Origin of the sequence: Streptomyces sp. Ncost-T10-10d, from assembly GCF_900091955.1 — a bacterium.
GTDB lineage: Bacteria > Actinomycetota > Actinomycetes > Streptomycetales > Streptomycetaceae > Streptomyces.
This window is the reverse complement of the sequence record NZ_FMDF01000049.1, coordinates 82,701-98,610: the sequence shown is the minus strand read 5'-3', so window position 1 is coordinate 98,610 and position 15,910 is coordinate 82,701. Positions and strand designations below refer to the sequence as shown.

Genomic DNA, 15,910 nt, shown 5'->3' with positions numbered 1-15,910 from the left:
GACAGATTGCAGAGCACACAGATGAGCGGCACTGCGCAGATCGGCGTCACAGGACTCGCGGTCATGGGCCGCAATCTCGCTCGTAACTTCGCCCGCAACGGCTTCACGGTCGCCGTGCACAACCGGACTGCCTCGAAGACGGACGCCCTGATCGAGGAGTTCGGCGACGAGGGCTCCTTCGTGGCCGCGCGTGCGCCGGAGGAGTTCGTCGCGGCGCTGGAACGTCCGCGTCGGCTGATCATCATGGTGAAGGCGGGTGATCCGACGGATGCCGTGATCCAGGAGTTCGCCCCGCTCCTGGAGGAGGGCGACGTCATCATCGACGGCGGCAATGCGCACTTCGAGGACACCCGTCGCCGTGAGAAGCAGCTGCGCGAGCGCGGCATCCACTTCGTGGGCGTCGGCATCTCGGGCGGCGAGGAGGGCGCGCTGAACGGGCCGAGCATCATGCCGGGCGGCTCGTCCCGGTCGTACGAATCGCTGGGGCCGCTGCTGGAGAAGATCGCCGCCAAAGCCAAGGACGGTTCCCCGTGCACCACTCACATCGGTCCCGACGGTGCCGGGCACTTCGTGAAGATGGTCCACAACGGCATCGAATACGCCGACATGCAGCTGATCGCGGAGGCGTACGACCTGCTGCGTACGGTGGCGGGCTACTCCCCCGCGAAGATCGCCGAGACCTTCCGCAGCTGGAACACCGGGCGTCTCGACTCGTATCTGATCGAGATCACGGCAGAGGTCCTCGCCCATACCGACGCGGCGACCTCGAAGCCCTTCGTCGACATCGTGCAGGACCGGGCGGAGCAGAAGGGCACGGGCCGCTGGACGGTGCAGATCGCGCTGGATCTGGGGGTGCCCGTCTCCGGTATCGCGGAGGCCGTCTTCGCCCGCTCGCTGTCCGGCCACGCGGATCTGCGCCAGGCGGCGAAGGGTCTGGCGGGCCCGTCGGCCACGGCGCTCGGCGAGACGGAGGCCGCCGCCTTCGCCGACCGGGTGGAGCAGGCGCTGTACGCGTCCAAGATCGTCTCGTACACGCAGGGGTTCCACCAGATCCGGGCGGGCAGCGAGACGTACGACTGGAACATCGACCTCGGCGCCGTGGCGGCGATCTGGCGGGCCGGGTGCATCATCCGGGCCGCGTTCCTGGACCGGATCAGGGCGGCCTACGACACCCGCCCCGACCTGCTGAGTCTGCTCTCCGACGAACAGTTCGCCCAGGAGATCGGCGGGGCGCAGGACGACTGGCGCGCGGTCGTCGCCGAGGCGGTGCGGCAGGGGGTGCCGACGCCCGGGTTCGCGGCCGCGCTCTCGTACTACGACGGGCTGCGCGCGGGCCGGCTGCCCGCGGCGCTCACCCAGGGGCAGCGGGACTTCTTCGGCGCGCACACCTATCGGCGCACCGACCGCGAGGGCTCCTTCCACACGCTCTGGGGCGGCGATCGCTCCGAGATCGAAGCGGGCTGATGCGAGGGGCGCCGGTGCGCGCTCCACGACCACGGCTCGCGAACGGCCTTCGAGATGGCCTCGCCCGGATCCAAGACCGCCGGCCTCCATGCCCTGGCTGTGCCGCCGTGCACCCCGAAGGTGCGGGCGCCCCTCGTCAGGCCGGCTTCTTCAGCAGTTGCGCCGCGAGCGGAGCCGGAAGCACGGCGGAGACCAGGGCGATCCCAGGTCCCCGCGCACGGTCGCCCGGTCGGCGTGCCCCGGGGTGCGGCGTCGCCGTGCGTGTGCGTAAGTAGCAGCGGGCCCATTTGTCGCCCCCGCGCGGCTGGCCCGCTGTCGTTCCGCATCGCTGACGCCCCATGGAGCCCCCGTATGCCCGACGCCACGCCGGAACCGGTCGCGGCCCAGCCCGTCGTCACGCCGCTGACCACCGCGGCCCTGATCCTGGTTGCCACGATCGAGCCCGGTGGTGAGGCCGTCGTGCGCAAGGTGCTGCCGGATCTGGCGGCGATCGCCCGCTCCATCGGGTTCCGGTTCCCGGGCACCGACCTGGTCTCTGTGATCGGCTTCGGTTCCCACGCCTGGGACCGGCTGTTCGCGGGGCCGCGCCCTGCGAGGCTGCACCCGTTCCAGGAGCTGCACGGTGCCCGGCATCATGCCCCCGCCACTCCGGGGGACCTGCTGCTCCATATCCGGGCCGAGCGGATGGACGTGTGTTACGAGTGGGCGGCGCAGTTCCTCGACCGGCTCGGAGGCGGGGTGAAGGTCGTCGACGAGACGCAGGGGTTCCGCTACTTCGACCACCGGGATCTGCTCGGCTTCGTCGACGGCACCGAGAACCCCGTGGGGGCGGGTGCGCGGTCGGCGGCCCTGGTCGGCGCCGAGGATCCGGGGTTTGCGGGTGGCAGTTATGTCATCGTGCAGAAGTATCTGCACGACCTCGCGTCCTGGAACACGCTGAGCACCGAGGCGCAGGAGCAGGTCATCGGCCGTACGAAGTTCGCCGACATCGAGCTGTCCGACGACGTCAAGCCCACCGACTCGCATGTCGCCCTCAATACGATCACCGACCCGGACGGCACGGAACGCGAGATCCTGCGGGCCAACATGCCGTTCGGCAGCTTCGAACAGGGCGAGTTCGGCACGTATTTCATCGGATATGCCGCCGACCCGGGCGTGACCGAACAGATGCTCCGCAATATGTTCCTCGGCAATCCGACCGGCACGTACGACCGCATCCTCGACTTCTCGACGGCGGTCACCGGCACGCTCTTCTACGTCCCCAGCGCCGACTTCTTCGACGCCCCGCCGCCGTCGCCCGCGGTGACCGCGACCGAGGCCCTGCCGGAGCCGGCGTCCGCGCCGGCGGTGGCGCAGGACCCGGCCCCGGTCCGTTCGGACGACGGTTCGCTGCACATCGGCAGCCTGCAAGAAAGCGCCCAGTGATGAACAACCTCCACCGCGAACTCGCCCCTGTCACGGAAGCCGCCTGGGACCAGATCGAAGAAGAGGCCCGGCGCACCTTCAGCCGCCATGTGGCGGGCCGCCGTGTCGTCGATGTGACCGGCCCGGACGGCCCCGAGCTGGCGGCCATCAGCGACGGTCATCTACGCAACATCGATCCCCCCACGCCGGACGTGATCGCCCGGGCCCGCACCTCGGTGCCCGTCATCGACTGGCGGGTGCCGTTCACGGTGACCCGGTCGGCCGTGGACGACGTCGAGCGCGGTTCCGACGACAGCGACTGGCAACCCGTCAAGGACGCGGCCCGCACCTGTGCGTTCGCCGAGGACATGGCGATCATCGACGGGTACGCGTCGGCCGGCATCACCGGACTTCGGGACGGCTCCTCGCACTCCCCGCTGCCGCTGCCGGCCGACGCCCGCGACTACCCGGCCGCCGTCAGCCAGGCACTCACCCAACTGCGGCTGGCCGGTGTCGACGGGCCGTACCGGCTGCTGCTCGGTGCCGACGCCTTCACCGAGGCGACCGAGACCTCCGACCACGGATATCCGGTGGCGACCCATCTGGCCCGGCTGCTCGACGACCAGATCCTCTGGGCGCCCGCCGTCGCGGGTGGTGTACTTCTGTCCACCCGTGGCGGCGACTTCGAACTGTGCCTGGGCCAGGATCTGTCGATCGGCTATCAGGACCACGACGCGACCACCATCCGGCTCTACTTCCACCAGGCGTTCACCTTCCGGATGCTGACGCCCGAGGCCGTCGTCCCGATCATCGCCTGAGGAACCGCTACCGGTGTCCGGTCGGCCTGACGCGCCAGGTGAGGGTGTCGGTGGCCAGGGCACGGACGGCGGGGTCGCGGATGGCGTCCGTACGGTCCACGGCCTCGGCGGTCACCCTGTGGCTGCGACCGTCCGCGTGAACTCCGAGCGAGGCCGGGGTGACAGAAGTACGTCCCCGGGCTGCGACCTTCTCGACGCCGTCGACGTACCAGCGCAGATCGGTCCTGGCGAGTCCGGTGGTGGCATCGGGGCGCCCGTGCGTGTGGGGCTCGACGCCGACGGTGGTGAGGTCCGCCAGGGTCACCGCGATACGGCGGCCCGGTCCGACGGTGTCGTCCGTGTCGACGGTGCTGCTCAGTGCGTTGCCCCCGCGGTAGAACCCGGCGATCATCGCCTCGCGTCCCGGCAGGTTGAACGCGGTGTTGCTCAGCTCGCGCATGATCGATGAGGCAGTCGGGCGGTAGATGCCGAACGGGTAGTAGGCGCTGCCCTCGTACGTGCCGACGGTACCGCCCGCCGGGTCGCTCTGCCCCAGCCAGCGGTACCACTTGGCTCGCTTCTCGGTGAGTTGCGCGGGCGTATAGGTGGTGGAGTTGATTCCGCCCGGCTCGCCTCCGGTCCAGGTGCCGTACGCCTCGTAGGTGTACTCGTCGTCGAGCAGGCCCACCGAGTGCCCGATCTCATGCGCGGCGATCAGGCTGGACGAGGCGTGGTCGGAGGAGAGCGTGGAGACTCCGTTGAAGGGGTAACCCTCGGCCTGGAGTCCGGAGTAGCCCGCGCCGCCGTACTTGGTGGAGTTGGCGATGACGACCACGAGGTCCGCGGCCGGGGCCTTGGCGGCGTAGGCGGCCACCTTGTCGATGTCGGTGCAGATCAGCCGCTCGGTGTCCGAGCACCAGAAGTAGCTGCCGAGTGCGGTGTCCTTGACGGTGTCCGCTCCGGGGTCTCCGCTGACGCCGGACTCGTTGGAGACGGCATCGACGGTCCAGACATTGAACAGACCCTGGTAGCTCTTGTACGGCTCCAGGGCGGCGATGTCGGCCCACTTGGCGGTGGCGTCCGCGTGGAAGTCGTCCTGCTGGCCGGCCGTGTAGCCATCGCCGATGATCACGATGTCCAGGCGGTCGTCGGTGGGACCGGTCACGGCCTGCTTGCCCACCGTGCCGTCGAGTGCGGCCTCGGCGGTGCTCAGCGGGGCGGCGGCGCCTCTGCCCCTCTGCGTGGGGGAGGCGACGGGGACCTCCACGGTCCTGCCCGGGCCGCCGGGGTCGGGGAAGTACTCGGCCTCGACGCGCCGGCCACCATCAGTGCCCGTGGGGGCGGCTGACGCGGGGGTGGTGGCGGCGGTCGCCGCCAGAAGGCCGACGAGAGCAAGTCCCGACACCGATACTGCTGTTCGGCGCGTGTGGGGGCGTATACGCATGGACGACTCCTGTGATTTCCGGGGCACTTCCGGGACACGACCAGCATGTAACTCACTGGTTAAATGGATTTAATGCGATGCTTAACCTAGAAGGGTGCGGGGCTCCGAACAAGGCCCAGGAGTCGCGTGGTTGAGGCTCGTAACCGGGCATTTACGATGTATGGGCCGCATTTCGAGGCCGTGCGAGGCAGAAGGGGCGGCGCGATGAACGAGAAGCGCACAACGGGACGAGGCACCGGAGCGGGCTCCGGCCACGGGCCGGACGACGCGCACGGCCCGGGCTACGACGACCCCGGAGCCATCGGTCGGCGCGTACAACGGCTGCGTGCCGAACGCGGACTGACCCAGCGACAGCTCGCCGAGCCTTCCTACACCCCCGCCTATATCTCCACCCTGGAGGCGGGCCGGGTCCGCCCGTCGGAGGCGGCCGTACGCCACCTCGCGGACCGGCTGGGCGTGACGTACGAGGAAATGGCGACCGGACGCCCCGCCCATCTCGCCACCGAGCTGCGGCTGAAGCTCGTCGAGGCCCAACGAACACTGGCCACCGGGGCCGCCGAGGACGCCGCCGCCACCTACACCCGGCTGCTCGCCGAGGCCGATGGACACGGACTCGACAGCGAACACGCCGCAGCCCTGCTCGGGCTCGGCCAGTGCGCCCTGGAGACGGGCGATCTGCCCGCGGCCCGCGGCCACTTCGAGGCCGCGGAGAGGCTGCTCGCCGACGCACCGCTCCCCCTGCGCGCCCCGGCCGTCCGCGGCCGGGCGGTCGCCCATCTACTGGCAGGTGAACTCCGGTACGCCTGCTACCTGCTGGAGAGTGCCATCGACGAGCTCAACGCCTCCGGCCTGCAGGACCCCGGCGCACTCCTGCTGCTGTACACGGCCGTGATCGCGCCGTACATGGACATGGGCGCCCATGCCCGCGCCGCACAGGCGGGCGAGCTGGCACTGGCTCTCGCACCGCAGGTGTCCGATCCGGAGCTGGTCGCCGGACTGCACCGGAGCGTCGCGCGCACGCTCATCGCAGCGGGCCGCACCACGGAAGCCGACGCTTCCCTCGCCAAGGCGGCCGAGATCTACCAACAGCTGCAGATCCGCACGGAGTTGGCGCACTGCCACTGGATGCGGGGCTACGTCCACGCACAGGACGGCGACCTGTCCGGCGCCGAGACCGAGCTGCGCGCCGCCCGCGACATGCTGGCGTCGAAACGGGCCCCCCTGTACACGGCGCAGGTCGAGGTGGAGCTGGCGGACGTACTGCGCAGGCGCGGCAAGGCCTCCCAGGCCCAGGAGTTGCTGCATCGGCTCCTGGGCGAACTGCACCCCGACCGGGGATCGGTCCACGCCGGCGGCGCGCACCGGCTTCTCGGCCTCATCCACGAGGAGCAGGGCAACCTCGATTCCGCCGAGGAGCACTACGTCACCGCGCTGGCCATGCTGGAGCGGGCGGGCGCCGCAGGTGATCTCGCGGACATCTGCCGGCTCCTGGGCGATCTGCTACGACGCCTGGGGCGGACCGAGGCGGCGATGGACGCGTACCGGACCGGGCTCGGGCATCGGGCCTCTCCCGGCAGCACCACACTGGGACCGGCGCCGGTTCGGCCGTCCACCGCCTGAGTTCCGTCCGGTCGAGTCGGACCGCCTGCCCGCCGCACCCATGAGTGAGGAACGCCTCTACGGTGGGGGAATCGGCGGGGGCGTCGAGCCAGGGGGGAGTCGGCGCCGGTCCGGATTCGTTCGTAGGCGTCGCGTGCGGCCCGAACCACGGCTCGGCCTTGCGCAGGGCAGCCGCCTCCCGGCGGTGCTCGTGGGTGAAGTCGGCATCGAGGGCTCACGCACGGGCGGTGATCGGGGTCAGGGTGCGGGGGCGCCGCGGGTGCCGAGCCGCATGCAGAAGGGCGAGATCGCCGCCCGCCGAATGCGCGAGCACGTCGACGCGGCCGAGACCGAGATGATCACGGAGTGCTCGGCGTCGACGACCTGTCGATCGCAGCGGTACGCGGCCGGGCCGGCGGGAGCGGAGGAGTCACCGGTGCCCCGCAGGTCGAGCGTGATCAGCCGGCGCCGCTTCGACAGTGCACCGAGATCACCGCGGTAGGCACCGGCACGCATGGGCCCACCGGGAAGGCGGAGCAGCGGCTCGCCCTCACCCACGACGCGGTAGACGAGCGCCGGTGCCGCCAGGGGCAGTGAAGAAAGGCATGGCGCAGTCCTCATCGCCACGCGGCCGCCACGCCAAGGAGCTCGTTTCCCACACAATCACCATTCCCGCGAGCGCAGTTCAGCAGTGATGAAAACAATAGCCATGTACATAGTAGCCATGTACTCTATCTGTTCATGAGCAACGCACCTCAGGGACCGACCCCCGGCTTCCTGGTCTGGCGCCTGTCGATGAAGTGGCGGGTGGCCGTGGACCGGGCGATCGGGCCGCTCGGCCTGACACATGCGCAGTACTCACTGCTCGGATCCCTGCTGGGGATGCAGCAGTCGGGGCTGCGGCCCAGCCAGCGCCGGCTCGCTGACCACACCGGACTCGAACCCCTCTACGTGTCGAAGCTGGCCCGCACCCTGGAGACCGCCGGCCTCATCGAGCGCACCACCGATCCCGGCGACACCCGGGCCGTCCAGCTCTCACTGACCGATGAGGGGCACGCGGTCACGCTCCGCGCGGTCGATGTCGTACGAGAACTCCTCGATCAGCAACTGGCCCCGCTGGGCGGCCTGGACGGTGCGGACACCGAGGCATTCACCCGCACGTTGACAGCTCTTCTCGACGCACCGATTCCCACGATTCCACGTTCATCGACCACATCCACCACATCGATCAAGGAGTAGCCATGTCTGTCACACCGACCGTGAACGGCCAGGTCATCGGCCAGGCCCACTACGCCACCCGGGCCGTTCTCGAACGGCTGCTGGCGACCACCGGAACCACGTTCCATCAGTCGGTGGCACTGAACGTCATCGCGGACAGCGGCGAGACGATCGAACGCGTCCGGCTCGTCGACCGTATGACCGGAACGCTGAAGATCGACGCGGAGGCCGCCGAAGCGACATTGGCCGAGCTGTCCGCCGCGGGGCTGCTGGAGGAGGTCCCGGGCAACACAGCCCGCGTCGGCCTCACGCCCGCAGGCCGTGACCGCCGGCATGCGAACAGCACCGGCATCGCGGACATCACGGCCCGGCTGTACGCGGATCTGCCGGCCGAGGACCTGGCAGCGGCAGGCCGCGTACTCACCGAGGTCACCGCGCGGGCGAACGCCGTCCTGGCCGGGGCCTGAGGCGTACCGCCCGAGGGGACAGAGCCCGCGCAGCGCACCTGGCAGCGGTCATCCGGCCGACCGGGGTGACGGTTCCGGCGCCGGCGCCGGCTCGGGTGTGGGCGGCTGCGGAATCGGATCCGGGGACGGGCCGGGCGGGACGGGGCCCGGCGGCGGGGGCGGTGGCTCCGGCAGCGGCGCCGGAGGCCCCGGCATCGGTCCCGGGGTGGGCGCCGGTGCCACGGGGTCGGGGTACGGGTTGGTCATCGGGGGCCTCCGAGCGGTTCGGGGTGGATCTCCTTCCACCGTCCCTCGGAGCGGCTGCCCTCGCCTGGTGAGTCCATACGTACAGGTTCCGAATGATCCGCGCAGGTCCGGAACCCGAACGGCAGGTCAGCGCGCGGCGGCAGCCGCGGCGGCGAGGCCCGGCCGGGGGCTGGAGAGCACCGGGATCCGAGTGGCCGTACGGGTGACCGCATCGGCCATGGACGCCTGCGCCAGCACGATCACATCGGCGTCCGTCACCGCATCGACCGCGGCCGCGACCAGGTCCAGATAGCCGTCACGGTCACCGGCCTCGAAGCGCGCCCAGGCACCGTCGACCAGCACGGTACGGACCTCCACGGGCCGGTCCCCCGCCTCTTCGGCGAGCAGCGCGAGGGTCGGCCCCAGGGTCGCGGACTGGGTCGCGAGTACCACCAGGCGGTCCCGTTCCGCAGCAGCGGCTGCCATCGGGCGGTCGACACGCAGCACGGGAACGCCGATCGTCGCCGCGGCCGACTCCGCGACCCCGCCGATCGTCGAACAGGTACAGAGCACTGCGGAAGCACCCTCGGCGACGGCGCCCGCGAGCAGCGCCCTGATCTCGCCCGACACCGCCTCCGGGCCCGATTCCCTCGCCCGGGTGAGCAGGTCCTCGTACACGAGATGACGCAGCCCGAGTCCGGGATGGTCCGTGTCCCGGAGCGCGTCGAAGACCGGGACATGGACCGGGGAGGTGTGCAACAGGGCGAGGACCATCGGCCGAACGGTACACCTCCCGGCCGGTGGGATCACTAGAGTTCGGGATGGGACTTGAGCTGGACCTTCGCCTGCTCCACCAGTTCGACCGGGGCTTCGGGAGCCTGTTCGGGATGGCGCTGCGCCCACTTCGCGGCATACGGGCAGAGCGGGACGACGGGGACACCCTCAAGGCCCGCCATGGCGTAGAACTCCTGAACGAGGGCGCCTGCGATGCCCCTGCCCTCGTGGCCGGGTTCGACGACGGTGTGCACGGCCACGAGGGCCGCGGGGTCGCCGTCCATCACGAAGTACGCGATGACTCCGACGGCCTTGCCGTTCTCGTACGCGAGCAGGTTGCCGCTCGCGCGGTCGTCGCGGATGTCGAACTCGATCGGGTCGGTCTGTTCTGCCATGACGGGTGCTCCCTCGATGGTCGAGCCGGTTCAGCGCGCCGCGGGGACTGCGTGCGGGCTCCGCTCGGTGGCGGTGCCCGGCACGGGCGCGGAGGCGTCGGCGCCGAGCGCGACGATGCGGTTGCCGGCGTCGACGTGCACGATGCGCGGGGTCAGTCCACGGGCCTCGGCGTCGTCGACCTGGGCGTAGCTGATCAGGATGACCAGGTCACCGGGGTGGACGAGGTGGGCGGCGGCGCCGTTGATACCAATGACGCCGGAGCCGCGTTCGCCCTCGATGACGTACGTCTCCAGGCGGGCGCCGTTGTCGATGTCGACGATGTGCACCAGCTCGCCGGGCAGTAGATCCGCGGCTTCCATCAGCTCGGCATCGACGGTGACCGAGCCGACGTAGTGCAGGTCGGCCTGGGTCACGGTGGCGCGGTGGATCTTGGATTTGAACATGGTACGCATCATCGAGGTACTCCTGGACATAGGCTCCCTGCCTGCGTTTTTGCAGGTCAAGGGCGGTTTTCCTACCCTACAACGAGTCGCATGTCCGGGCAGCATTCCCCAGGTTTTTCAGGACTCATGCTGACCACTTGCTGACTTTTCTGACGCATCGTCGGGCAATTACAGGGGGACTCCCTCCGCCCTCCTGGACCCCACCGCGACGACTGCACAAGCCTACGCAGCACCCTCCGAAGGGGTCGCTGTCGTGCCGTGCGGTCCCGTCGGCGAAGAGGCGGCTGCCGCCCGTCGCCGGCAGGCCCGCAACGTCGGTGCCCAGATCTTTGACGAGCAGCGGGACACCGTGCAGCGGCCCGTCGGGCAGACCCGGCGCGACCTCGGCGTGAGCCTGCGCGAACCGGGTGCCGACCACCGCACCGAGGGCGGGATCGAGCCGCTCGACACGGGCGATCGCCTCCGCGGTGACCGTGCGGGCGTCGGTCTCGCCGCTTCTGACGGCCGCGGCCGTGGCGACGGCGTCGGGACCCCTCATCCCACGTATCCGGCGGATGTGCCCCACGTCGCGTGGCGGGTGGTGGTGCGGTCGACCAGCACGCAGCGGGTGCCGGTGAAGTTGGTCGGCATGCACTTGTTGCAGTGGATGCACAGGGATGGAGTGGCTTCGTCGTCGCGCAGGCGGTTGATCAGGTCCGGCTCGCGCAGCAGGGCCCGGGCCATGGCCACGTACTCGAAGCCCTCACGCATTGCGAGGTCCATGACGGATTTGCCGGTGATGCCGCCGAGCAGGATCATCGGGAGCTTCACGGCGGCGCGGATCTGCCGGGCGTCCTCGAGGAGGTAGGCGTCCCGGTAGGGGTAGCTGTGCAGGAACCGCTTGCCGACCATCTTCACGCCGAGCTTGATCGGCTGCGGCATGACGTCGGCGAACTCCTTGAGCGGGGCGTCGCCCTTGAAGAGGTACATCGGGTTGAGCAGGGAGCTGCCCGCGGTCATCTCCAGGGCGTCGACAGTGCCGTCCTGTTCAAGCCACTGCACCACTGGGATGGCCTCATCGAGCCAGAACCCGCCGGGCACTCCGTCGTCCATGTTCATCTTGGCGACGACGGCGATCCGGCCGCCGACCGCGTCGTGGACGGCCCGCATGATGTCCCGGGCGAACCTGGCCCGGTTCTCCAGGCTGCCGCCGTACTCGTCGGTGCGGTGGTTGATGCGGGGGCTGAGGAAGGAACTGGCCAGGTAGTTGTGGCCCAGGTGGACCTCCACGGCGTCGAAGCCTGCGGATGCGGCGCGGCGGGCGGCCTCGGCGTGGGCCTCGGTGATGCGCCCGATGTCGGCGACGGACGTCTCGTGGGCCCAGCTCATCGCGGTGGCGTGGAAGTGCTTGGACGGGGCGAGGGCCGGGGCTCCGTTCGCCTTGGGGCTGGCGACGGGGCCGCCGTGGCCTATCTGGGCGGCGACCGCGGCGCCCTCGGCGTGCACGGCTTCGGTGAGGGTCCGCAGCCCTGGCATCGCCTCGTCGGTCCAGTAGATCTGGTGCCGGTCGGTCCGCCCTTCCTTGGCGACGGCGCAGTAGGCGACGGTCGTCATGCCGACGCCGCCCCGGGCATAGGCGACGTGGAAGTCGACGAGGTCCTTGGTCACCAGGGACTTGTGGCTGAGCCCCTCGTAGGTCGCGGCCTTGATGACGCGGTTGCGGAGCTTGACCGGGCCCAGTTGGGCGGGGGCGAGAACGTCCGGGGTCTCGGTGGCGGTCACGGGTGGTTCCTCCTCGGTTCGACGTGGTGACAAGCGACCAGGTGTCCCGGCCGGATGTCTCTGAGCGGGGGCTCCTCGTCGGAGCACTGTGCGGTGGCCAACGGGCAGCGGGTACGGAAGCGGCAGCCCGACGGCGGGTTCAGCGGGGACGGGAGATCGGCGGCCGGACCGGCGGGTGCGAGGGGCTCCCCGCCGTCGGAGAGGCCGGTGTCGGGGCTGCGCCGGGGCTCGGGGAGAGAAGCGAGCAGCAGCCGTGTGTAGGGGTGGACGGCCTCGTGGTGCATCCCGTCGGAGGGCAGGACCTCGCAGACCTTGCCGAGGTACATCACCATGACGCGGTCGCTGATGTTCTTCACCACGGAGACGTCGTGGGCGATGAAGACCATGCTCAGTCCGCGTCGACGCTTCGTCGCCTCCAGGAGGTTGAGGATCTGCGCCTGCACGGACACGTCGAGGCTGGAGACGGGCTCGTCGCAGATCAGCACCGCTGGGTCGAGGAGCAGGGCGCGGGCGATGCAGACCCGCTGGCACTGGCCGCCGGAGAGTTCGTGCGGTCTGCGGTCCCGTACGGTCGCCGGGTCGAGGCCGATGTCGCGCAGCGCCTCGTCGATCCGGGCGTCCTTGCCGTGGGTGTCGTCGCCGCTCCCCCAGATCGACGGCCCCTCCCACAGCAGGTCCTTGACCCTGCGGCGGGGATTCAGGGCGGCGATCGGGTCCTGCATGATGATCTGTATCCTCGCGCGGGCGCGGCGCAGTTCCTCCGGGGCGAGGCCGGTGAGGGTCACATCGGCGAGGCGTACGGTGCCCGAGTCCGGGGGCGGCAGCTGGATCAAGGAGCGGCCGACGGTGGACTTGCCGCAGCCGGACTCGCCGAGAATGCCCAGCGTCTCGCCCTCCGCGACGTCCAGTGAGACTCCGGAGACGGCGTGCACCTTCCGGCCGCGGCCGGCCGGGAACTCCACGACGAGGTTCCGCGCGCTCAGTGCGGGCGGCCGCGCGTCCCGGCCGGTGGTGCGGGTCGTCGTCATACGGCGGTCTCCTCGGCTGCGCCCAGGGGGTGGTGACAGGCGACGAGGCCGCCGCCGGAGTCGCGCTCGCCGGCGTATCCGGCGAGTTGGGGCGATTCGGTGGTACAGCGGTCGGTCGCCGTGCCGCAGCGGGGAGAGAACCGGCAACCGGGGGGCGGGTTCAGCAGGTTGGGCGGCCGGCCCTCGATCGTCGGGAGCAGCGTGTGCGGCGGCAGGTCGAGCCGGGGGACGGAGGCGATCAGGGCGCTGCTGTACGGGTGTCGGGGGCGGTCGAAGACGGAAGCGGACGGAGCGTACTCGACGAGGCTGCCGGAGTACATGACCGCGACCCGGTCCGTACGGCCGGCGACGGTGGCGAGATCGTGGCTGATCAGGACGGTGGCCATGCGCAGGTCCCGCGCCAGCGACTGGAGCAGGTCGAGGATCTGCTTCTGTACGGTGACGTCGAGCGCGGTGGTGGGTTCGTCGGCGATGAGCAGCCGTGGCTCGCAGGCGAGGGCCATGGCGATGACGACGCGCTGCCGCATTCCGCCCGAGAGTTCGTGCGGGTACTGGCGTGCGCGCCGGGACGGTTCGGGGATGCCGACCTGCCGGAGCAGGTCGACGGTCCGTTCCCGGGCCTTGGCGCGGTTCAGGCCCTGGTGCAGGCGCACGCTCTCGGACAGATGCGCGCCGACCTTCTTGACCGGGTTCAAGGAGGTCATCGGGTCCTGGAAGACCATGGCGACCTCGGTGCCCCACAGGGAGCGCCGCAACGCGGGGCTCAGGGCGTGGACGTCCCGGCCGCCGAGCAGGACGGTTCCGGAGACGGTGGTGCCCGGTCCGTCGGTGATCAGGCCCATGAGGGTGCGGCCGAGCACGGACTTGCCCGATCCGGACTCGCCGACGATGCCGAGGGTCTCGCCCTCGGACAGCGACAGGCTGACGCCGTCGACCGCCCGCACCGGGCCACGGGAGGTGTGGAAGACGGTGCGTATGTCGGTGGCGGTCAGCAGCGCGGGCGCGCCCGTGGTGGGTTCGATTGCCTGGGGGAGTGGTCCGGTGGTCACAGTTTCACGCTCCGGGAGTCCCATCGCCCGCGAGCCTTCTCGCCGACGATGCTGAAGGCGAAGACGGTGAGGAAGAGAAATGCGCCGGGCACGAGCATGATGTGCGGGTGCTCCTCGAAGACCCGGCCCTCGCCCTCGGCGATCATGTTTCCCCAGGTGGGTTCGGGCGGCTGGATACCGAGTCCGAGGAAGCTGAGAGATGCCTCGGCGACGATGAGGACCGAGATCATCACGACGGCCAGGGACAGCAGGGGCAGCAGCACGTTGGGCAGCAGGACCCGGGAGCGGGTCGCACCCATGGCGCGGGCCGCGACGACGAACTCCCGGTTGGCACAGGCCATGGTCGTGGCGCGGGCGAGGCGCACCATGCCGGGGATGGTGAGCAGGGCCAGCGAGAGGGCGACGTTGCGCAGACGCGGTTCGAGCACGGTGGCGAGTGCGATGAGCAGGATCAGCGGGGGCACGGCGAGCAGAGAGTTGGTGGCGAGGCCCACCGCGCGGTCGACGCTCTTGCGGAAGTAGCCGGCCACCATGCCGATCGCACCGCCGACGACGGTGCCGACGCCGACCGCGGACAGCGAGATGATCAGCGAGGACCGGGCGCCGTACAGGGACCGGGCGAGCAGGTCGAGGCCGAAGGCGTTGGTGCCGAGCGGGTCGTCCCCGGTGAAGGTCGGGGTGGCGAAGACCGGTTCGAGGACGGTGCTCGCCACGTCGCGGTCCTCGCCGATCGGCAGCCACGGGGCGAGCAGGATCGCGAGGCCGAGCAGGATGAGCCAGCCCGCGCCGAACCAGAACACCAGGTCGAAGCCGGGGCCGGCCCAGCGCTTGCCGAGCCTGGGGGCTCCGGCGAACGTCATGCCGAGGCCGAGGAGGACGAGGGCTGCCTTGGCGGGCGTCACGAGTTGGGGTGTCGTCGCGCCGAACCCCAGCAGGACGAGGCCGACGACGGTGAGGGTCAGGGCGGTGAGCAGGGGCGGCGGGGAGGCGGCCCGCGTGCGCGGGGCGATGTCAGACATGGACACGTCGCGTCCTCGGGTCGAGGTAGCCGTAGGAGAGGTCGATGGCGGCGTTGATCACCACGTAGATCAAGGCAATGGTGAGTACGGCGCCCTGAACCATCGGGTAGTCACCCTGGCCGGCGGCGTCGACGACGACGGTTCCCATGCCGGGCAGCGAGAAGAGGTACTCGACGACGACGGTGCTGCCGATGAGCCGCCCGAGGCTGAGGCCGAGCAGGGTGACCAGGGAGAAGGAGGAGGGGCGCAGGGCGTCGGTGAACAGGATGCGCAGCGGGTTCATGCCCTTGGCGCGGGCGGCGAGGATGTAGTCCTCCCGCAGGGTCACAATCAGGTCGCCGCGCAGTACCCGGGTGAACATGGCGAGTTCGGCAAGGGCCACGGTCAGCGCCGGCCCGTCACGGAGCTGCAGCGTCCAGGTCTTCAGGTCGTCGCTGCTGCGCAGCGACTTGGCCAGCTGGGGTTCGTACTTCTTCGCGGCGGTGTCGTACCGCATCAGTACGTCGTACACGGCAGCGAGCGCGGATCCGCCGGAGGCTCCGGTGGCGTAGGTGACGGCGGGGCTGAGGCTGCGGGCCTCGCCGTAGTCGGCGATGTGCAGCGTGCCGCCTTCGACGGGCGATCCGCCGTCGGGCTGTGCGCCGACGAGGCCGAAGGTGTAGCGGCCTCGTTCGGCCTTCTGCGTCTTGCCGCTGCCGGTTTCCCCGGCGTCGGACGATACGCACGCGGAGGTGAGCGTCACCGCGACGGCCAGGGTGGCGGCAAAGCGGGCTCTGTGCCGTGGTGCTCGCGTCATTTCGTCCTCCATGAGCCCGAGGCCGG

Annotated in this window: 17 protein-coding genes; 6 read left to right on the top strand and 11 right to left on the bottom strand. The window is 70.5% G+C overall.

Annotated elements, in window-relative coordinates:
• Nucleotides 1–21: 21 nt before the first annotated feature.
• The 3 genes from gndA to GA0115254_RS06720 all read left to right on the top strand — a co-directional run bounded on the left by gndA (nucleotide 22) and on the right by GA0115254_RS06720 (nucleotide 3,686).
• Complete coding sequence (gndA, locus tag GA0115254_RS06730; RefSeq protein ID WP_093894364.1) at nucleotides 22–1,464, top strand: NADP-dependent phosphogluconate dehydrogenase; 1,443 nt, start codon at nucleotides 22–24, stop codon at nucleotides 1,462–1,464.
• A gap of 351 nt (nucleotides 1,465–1,815) precedes the next feature.
• Nucleotides 1,816–2,889: a Dyp-type peroxidase gene (locus tag GA0115254_RS06725; protein WP_093894363.1), complete on the top strand. Its 1,074-nt coding sequence runs from the start codon at nucleotides 1,816–1,818 to the stop codon at nucleotides 2,887–2,889.
• On the top strand, nucleotides 2,889–3,686 hold the full coding sequence (locus GA0115254_RS06720; protein ID WP_093894362.1) for a family 1 encapsulin nanocompartment shell protein: 798 nt from the start codon (nucleotides 2,889–2,891) through the stop codon (nucleotides 3,684–3,686). Before GA0115254_RS06725 ends, GA0115254_RS06720 begins: the two co-directional genes overlap by 1 nt.
• 7 nt (nucleotides 3,687–3,693) lie before the next feature.
• Here the strand turns inward: GA0115254_RS06720 and GA0115254_RS06715 are convergent, their stop codons facing one another.
• The gene (locus tag GA0115254_RS06715; protein ID WP_093894361.1) at nucleotides 3,694–5,109 is read right to left on the bottom strand and encodes a M64 family metallopeptidase; all 1,416 of its coding nucleotides are present in this window, start codon (nucleotides 5,107–5,109) and stop codon (nucleotides 3,694–3,696) included.
• A gap of 204 nt (nucleotides 5,110–5,313) precedes the next feature.
• On the opposite strand from GA0115254_RS06715, the gene GA0115254_RS06710 reads away from it, so the two are divergent.
• A complete protein-coding gene (locus GA0115254_RS06710) occupies nucleotides 5,314–6,729 on the top strand; it encodes a helix-turn-helix domain-containing protein (protein WP_093894360.1) in 1,416 nt (471 codons plus the stop codon).
• A gap of 237 nt (nucleotides 6,730–6,966) precedes the next feature.
• On the opposite strand, the gene GA0115254_RS06705 is transcribed toward GA0115254_RS06710, so the two are convergent.
• Nucleotides 6,967–7,329: an alpha/beta fold hydrolase gene (locus GA0115254_RS06705; protein WP_370740835.1), complete on the bottom strand. Its 363-nt coding sequence runs from the start codon at nucleotides 7,327–7,329 to the stop codon at nucleotides 6,967–6,969.
• Between the two features lie 120 nt (nucleotides 7,330–7,449).
• On the opposite strand from GA0115254_RS06705, the gene GA0115254_RS06700 reads away from it, so the two are divergent.
• The gene (locus GA0115254_RS06700; RefSeq protein ID WP_093894359.1) at nucleotides 7,450–7,947 is read left to right on the top strand and encodes a MarR family winged helix-turn-helix transcriptional regulator; all 498 of its coding nucleotides are present in this window, start codon (nucleotides 7,450–7,452) and stop codon (nucleotides 7,945–7,947) included.
• 2 nt (nucleotides 7,948–7,949) lie between these two features.
• Entirely contained in the window at nucleotides 7,950–8,393 is a 444-nt protein-coding gene (locus GA0115254_RS06695) for a winged helix DNA-binding protein (protein ID WP_093894358.1), read from the top strand.
• Nucleotides 8,394–8,765: 372 nt separating this feature from the next.
• Here GA0115254_RS06695 and GA0115254_RS06685 read toward each other — a convergent pair whose 3' ends face one another.
• The 9 genes from GA0115254_RS06685 to GA0115254_RS45690 all read right to left on the bottom strand — a co-directional run bounded on the left by GA0115254_RS06685 (nucleotide 8,766) and on the right by GA0115254_RS45690 (nucleotide 15,884).
• Entirely contained in the window at nucleotides 8,766–9,392 is a 627-nt protein-coding gene (locus GA0115254_RS06685; RefSeq protein WP_093894356.1) for an aspartate/glutamate racemase family protein, read from the bottom strand.
• A 35-nt stretch (nucleotides 9,393–9,427) separates the two neighbouring features.
• Nucleotides 9,428–9,787 (bottom strand): GNAT family N-acetyltransferase, encoded by a 360-nt coding sequence (locus GA0115254_RS06680; protein ID WP_093894355.1) that lies wholly within the window; start codon nucleotides 9,785–9,787, stop codon nucleotides 9,428–9,430.
• Between the two features lie 30 nt (nucleotides 9,788–9,817).
• On the bottom strand, nucleotides 9,818–10,243 hold the full coding sequence (panD, locus tag GA0115254_RS06675) for an aspartate 1-decarboxylase (protein ID WP_072485184.1): 426 nt from the start codon (nucleotides 10,241–10,243) through the stop codon (nucleotides 9,818–9,820).
• Nucleotides 10,244–10,355: 112 nt separating this feature from the next.
• Nucleotides 10,356–10,769, bottom strand: a complete 414-nt coding sequence (locus GA0115254_RS06670) for an amidase family protein (protein WP_107451305.1) — start codon at nucleotides 10,767–10,769, stop codon at nucleotides 10,356–10,358.
• Nucleotides 10,766–11,992 carry an NADH:flavin oxidoreductase gene (locus GA0115254_RS06665; RefSeq protein ID WP_093894354.1) on the bottom strand — a complete coding sequence of 409 codons (1,227 nt, stop codon included), beginning with the start codon at nucleotides 11,990–11,992 and terminating at the stop codon, nucleotides 10,766–10,768. The genes GA0115254_RS06670 and GA0115254_RS06665 overlap by 4 nt, the downstream gene beginning before the upstream one ends.
• Nucleotides 11,989–13,020, bottom strand: a complete 1,032-nt coding sequence (locus GA0115254_RS06660; protein WP_093894353.1) for an oligopeptide/dipeptide ABC transporter ATP-binding protein — start codon at nucleotides 13,018–13,020, stop codon at nucleotides 11,989–11,991. The genes GA0115254_RS06665 and GA0115254_RS06660 overlap by 4 nt, the downstream gene beginning before the upstream one ends.
• Nucleotides 13,017–14,069 carry an ABC transporter ATP-binding protein gene (locus GA0115254_RS06655; RefSeq protein WP_256102428.1) on the bottom strand — a complete coding sequence of 351 codons (1,053 nt, stop codon included), beginning with the start codon at nucleotides 14,067–14,069 and terminating at the stop codon, nucleotides 13,017–13,019. The genes GA0115254_RS06660 and GA0115254_RS06655 overlap by 4 nt, the downstream gene beginning before the upstream one ends.
• Nucleotides 14,066–15,088: an ABC transporter permease gene (locus GA0115254_RS06650; RefSeq protein WP_093894351.1), complete on the bottom strand. Its 1,023-nt coding sequence runs from the start codon at nucleotides 15,086–15,088 to the stop codon at nucleotides 14,066–14,068. The genes GA0115254_RS06655 and GA0115254_RS06650 overlap by 4 nt, the downstream gene beginning before the upstream one ends.
• Nucleotides 15,081–15,884 carry an ABC transporter permease gene (locus GA0115254_RS45690; RefSeq protein ID WP_256102427.1) on the bottom strand — a complete coding sequence of 268 codons (804 nt, stop codon included), beginning with the start codon at nucleotides 15,882–15,884 and terminating at the stop codon, nucleotides 15,081–15,083. Before GA0115254_RS45690 ends, GA0115254_RS06650 begins: the two co-directional genes overlap by 8 nt.
• Nucleotides 15,885–15,910 lie beyond the last annotated feature (26 nt).